This window comes from Skermanella sp. (genome assembly GCF_059503625.1).
Genome location: NZ_JCACHA010000171.1, coordinates 1 through 3,562 on the forward strand (window position 1 = coordinate 1; position 3,562 = coordinate 3,562).

Genomic DNA, 3,562 nt, shown 5'->3' on the forward strand with positions numbered 1-3,562 from the left:
GGCGCCGGGACAGCCAACCACGACTGCCATAGAGTTCTATCCCAACGGCGGCTCATCAGGTGGCACCATCATTATTGATGTACCGTCAGCCCAGCAGAGCGAAACTCGCATCGCCGCGGACTGGCTGAGCGGGAGGATTGAAGTCAGTGACTGAACCAGCCGCCGGCCACACCCGCTTCTTCCCTGCCCGGCTCCAGCGCCCTGGTGGTTTGCATAGTCGCTTCCGCCGGAACAGCCGTCACCGTCCGGGTTTCAGCCTGATCGAGGTCCTGGTGGCGCTCGCCATTCTCGGTATCGCTCTCGGCGCCATGATGCCGAGGATTTCCCTTGGGACAGCCGTCGCGGAGCGGGCAGAACGTTCAGAGGCGGCTGTCCTGCTGGCGGAGCAGCTGCTGGCCGAGGTCGGCAGAACCATCCCAATGCCCTTGCCTGCGGTGGATGGCACAACCCCGGACGGCTACTCCTGGCAGATCACGACCTGCTGCCTGCGCACCGTCAACAACACCACCGGTCAGAGCATCGCCGGCCTCATCGAGGTCCGGGCGGACGTGTCGTGGATGTCCATGCGGGGAACGCGCGGGGTTGGCCTGGTCAGCCGCCGCCTTATTGCCGGAGCGAGCCGGTGAGCCGGCGCCCGGGTTTTACCCTGCTTGAGATGCTGGTGGCCATGACGCTGCTCGCCTTCATCATGGTGGCGGGTCAGCAGGCCATAGCCCTGGCCGCGCGCGCCGCGGCTCCGCGCGGTGATGGCGGACACGGTTTTCTGGTGCGCCGGCAGATTGCCGACTGGCTGGAAACCGCGATGCCGATCCGGTCCGACCGGCGCGAGCGTGCACCGCTGATCTTCACCGGAGAGCCTCAGGTGCTGCGGTTCGTCACCGTCCTGCCGGAACGCTTCGGCACGGCCGGTCCCCATATCGTCACGTTCAGCCGGTCGGACGGCGGGTTGAGGATGAGCTGGCAATTGCTTCGCCCGAACGCGGACGTCGCCGCCGCAGGTGAGCGGATCCTGCTGGAAGGGGTTAGCCGGGTCGGGTTCCGCTACTGGGACGCTTCCGACAACCTCGGTTGGCGGGATGCCTGGCCCGCAGGACTAAGGATGCCAAGCATGGTAGAAATGAGTCTTGACGGTGGCGCCTCCACTGGATGGCAGCCGTTTCGGGTGGTCATGCGCAACCGGTAGGTCGGCCGGAAGCGGGAAAGAGCTTCCTGGCGCAGTAACGCCGGAACAGCGCTGGACGATGATTGAACGTCAAAATAAAGAGATTGAGGGCATACAAGATGCGCATCTCCTCTGCTGTCCTCCTGTCGCTGCTGACCCTCGCGGGCGGTGCCGCGGTGCTGGTTCACGGATTGAACTGGCAGCCCGCCATCGAGGCGCCGGTGATCGAATCCGCCGCACCATCTCAGGTGGTCCGGGCGGCACCGTTCGCTGGCATCGAGGATGGGACGCAGATACAGGTGCTGACCGACAGACCCCTGTTCACAGCCGGACGCCGACCGCACGCACCCGAGGCGGTGGCCGCCGGGGAAACGGAGCAGCAAGCCGCAGAGGCTGAGATTGACGTTCCAATCGTTCGCGGCATCGGTCTGTCCGGACGGAGTTCGGTCGCCATCCTGTCGCTCCGCCAGGAGGAAAATCGGCTTCATCGCCTTGCCCTCGGACATGAGATTGACGGCTGGCGCATCACCTCGATCCGGCGCCAAAGCGTTACCTTTTCCAGGGCGGCAACCGAGGCCACGGTCCATCTTGGCCAGCCGGGACAGGAGCCTGTCGTGGAGATCGTCCAGCAGCGCGAGCCGGAACTGGCGGAGGAGGTCGATGGCGGAACCGCTGCAGTGGACCCTGGCCAGCGGATGTGAGGGGCAGCCCGATCACCGTTCTGGCTGTTTGGGAAATGGTCTCATGATCAGCGATCGGTTGGGCGCCAGCCAAACCACGCAACGGGTTGAGCCGCATTGCCGGTGATCCGAAATCCCGCAGTGCGGGTAAAGGCCACTCCGTTCCGCAGCGCGGCACTGGCTGTGACGGAGAACACGCGGCGGCGCGACGGCGCCACGCTGGAGATCAGGCCCGCGGCGTTGATGGCGTCGATCATCGGCTTGAGCTCCAGTGAACCGGCATCAGGATCGAACTGCGAGCGGCCGCTGTAGACGGTCACATAGGGTTCCACAGCAGCAGCCAGACCGGCCGTCACCCCGAGAACCTGGCTCAGCTCACCCACCGTGTCGAAGGCCGTATCCTTCGCCCCGGCAGCAAGCCCCTCGGCGGCGTATTCGGGATCTTCAGCCCCGTGAAGCCGGCGAAGATTATCGATGTCGCGAAAATCGGCAATCCTCTCCGAGAGGGTCAGGGAATCATCCGTTGCCAGTGTCGGGTCCCGCTGAAGCACCACATCCAGCAGTGCGGCCAGCAGTTCCGGCTGGGCGCCGTTAAGGTCGATCTTGCCGTCCTCGTCCTCCAGCACCACAAGGACCCTGATATCATCGATGACGATCTCGAACTGTGCGAGATCGGTCAGGTTCGTCACCAACCCTCCTGATCCAAGACGACCGATCAGTTCGAACGCCGCTTCCTCGGCAGCACCATCGACGGCGGCCCGGACCCTGCCGACATCGACCGCCCAGCCGCTGCGCTCGATGTCGAACCCAGTGCGCGAGGCGACGATTGCGGCGAACAGGCCGACCACCATGATGATCCAGAACACCGCGATCAGCGCAAAGCCAGGCCGATGCATGGCCGCATTCCTTGGTGATTAACGCCGGAACTCACTGCGCCGGCGTGTGCGCCGCGTGGGTCGCGTAGAGCGTGATGCCCGACGGAAATGCCCGAATGGCAGAATGTTGAAACCTGAGTTGCAGCCCGGATACTCCGGTGAGCCTCGTGCCGGCGCACCCGGGCCGCAATTTACGCTCAGCTCTTCTTCTGGCGGAAATTATCGTGGCAGCCGCCGCAGGCCTGACCGACCTGGCCGAACTGCCGGGCGATCGCCACACGATCCTCGCCTTGAGCCGCACTCGACAGTCCGTCGCTCGCCGTCACCAGCCGCGTGGCGGCCTGCTCAAACTGCCCCCACTGCTGCCAGATTTCCGGTTTGGCCTCGCTGCCTTCGATGTTGCCGATGCCGGTTGCCGCCGGGAACAGGTTCGGCACGATCTTGTGCGAGGCTTGACCGATGGCTGAGGCGCCCTCGCGCACCCCGTCGATGGTGCCGCCCTCATTCTTGACGTAGGCCGAAATCTTCTTCATCGCGTCGCCCATGGATTTCATGGTCGTTTCACGATCCTTGACCACAGCCGTGGGATCGGACGACACCGGCTGCGGCGACTGGGCGCCGGCATGGCTGGCGGCACCCGCCAGCAGCGCCGCCGCGGTACAGGCAATCACGACTTTTCTGAAAAAATCGCCGTTCTGCTGGTTGATGCCTCGAGTTTCAAAACCGCTCAACACAACTCTCCTTGAAGTGAACCACCCTGAAGACGTTTGAACCGTTATGGCACATCCATCCACAGGCAGAATAATCCGCAGGCACAGGCCATCGTTCCGCGTCAGGCTGTTTAC

Annotated in this window: 5 protein-coding genes; 3 read left to right on the top strand and 2 right to left on the bottom strand. The window is 64.2% G+C overall.

Translation table 11 applies throughout. From position 1 onward, the window contains the following. Positions 1 to 146 precede the first annotated feature (146 nt). The 3 genes from AC5JJ6_RS04545 to AC5JJ6_RS04555 all read left to right on the top strand — a co-directional run bounded on the left by AC5JJ6_RS04545 (position 147) and on the right by AC5JJ6_RS04555 (position 1,863). On the top strand, positions 147 to 626 hold the full coding sequence (locus AC5JJ6_RS04545) for a type II secretion system protein (RefSeq protein ID WP_496040906.1): 480 nt from the start codon (positions 147 to 149) through the stop codon (positions 624 to 626). Beyond that, a complete protein-coding gene (locus AC5JJ6_RS04550; protein ID WP_496040907.1) occupies positions 623 to 1,183 on the top strand; it encodes a prepilin-type N-terminal cleavage/methylation domain-containing protein in 561 nt (186 codons plus the stop codon). The genes AC5JJ6_RS04545 and AC5JJ6_RS04550 overlap by 4 nt, the downstream gene beginning before the upstream one ends. A 98-nt stretch (positions 1,184 to 1,281) precedes the next feature. Further along, positions 1,282 to 1,863, top strand: a complete 582-nt coding sequence (locus AC5JJ6_RS04555) for a hypothetical protein (protein WP_496040908.1) — start codon at positions 1,282 to 1,284, stop codon at positions 1,861 to 1,863. Between the two features lie 47 nt (positions 1,864 to 1,910). Here the strand turns inward: AC5JJ6_RS04555 and AC5JJ6_RS04560 are convergent, their stop codons facing one another. Further along, positions 1,911 to 2,738, bottom strand: coding sequence for a type II secretion system minor pseudopilin (locus AC5JJ6_RS04560; RefSeq protein ID WP_496040909.1), 828 nt, complete (start codon positions 2,736 to 2,738; stop codon positions 1,911 to 1,913). A 176-nt stretch (positions 2,739 to 2,914) separates the two neighbouring features. Next, on the bottom strand, positions 2,915 to 3,562 hold a 648-nt coding region (locus tag AC5JJ6_RS04565; RefSeq protein ID WP_496040910.1), incomplete at its 5' end, for a c-type cytochrome.

What these genes read in the sequence shown, in the direction of transcription:
- AC5JJ6_RS04555 (WP_496040908.1), top strand. Translation starts at nt 1,282, where the DNA reads ATGCGCATCTCCTCTGCTGTCCTCCTGTCGCTGCTGACCCTCGCGGGC.
- AC5JJ6_RS04560 (WP_496040909.1), bottom strand. Translation starts at nt 2,738, where the DNA reads ATGCATCGGCCTGGCTTTGCGCTGATCGCGGTGTTCTGGATCATCATG.